Source organism: Paenibacillus phytorum (assembly GCF_013141715.1).
Classification (GTDB): Bacteria; Bacillota; Bacilli; order Paenibacillales; family NBRC-103111; genus Paenibacillus_E; species Paenibacillus_E phytorum.
Window position 1 is genome coordinate 1 of the sequence record NZ_WHOA01000142.1, and the last position, 503, is coordinate 503.

Sequence of the window (503 nt, forward strand, 5' to 3'; positions counted from 1 at the left end):
CTTGATCAGCCCGTTTTCGCTTTCGTTTGACTCTCTCCCGTTTCGGCCATCATACCGCAGGAGTTGTTTAAAATGTGCTCCTTACCAACTAAATAGTTAGAATACAGTCATGGAGAGCAGAAAAAATCAAATCATTTCGTTGGCGTTCAAGCTGATTCAAGAAAAAGGCTTTGTTGCCATGAGCTACGACGATTTATCGAAGCCGCTTGGCGTGACCAAAGCGAGCATTCATTACCATTTCGAAAAAAAGGAGGACTTAGGAGCCGCAATCCTGGAGCGAATGATGGAGCGCTTGGAACACCTGTTGCTTCGTATCGCTTCAGTACCGCCCGAAGAGAGGCTGGAGCATTATTTTTTCGATCGGTTGTCTTGCTTCGGAATGCAGGATATATGTCCCCTATCTTCCCTGCAAGCGGATTTCGAATCGCTGCCTGAGGCGCTGCAGCACAAAGTAAAAGAAGTGAGCGAAAAGGAACTTTTTATCCTGATCCAAATTCTTAAAG

The 503-nt window shown here is 45.7% G+C and carries 1 protein-coding gene; it reads left to right on the forward strand.

Annotated features, from left to right (window positions below):
- Positions 1-109: 109 nt before the first annotated feature.
- Positions 110-503: TetR/AcrR family transcriptional regulator (locus GC098_RS21415; RefSeq protein ID WP_171645269.1), on the forward strand; the 394-nt coding region annotated here is incomplete at its 3' end.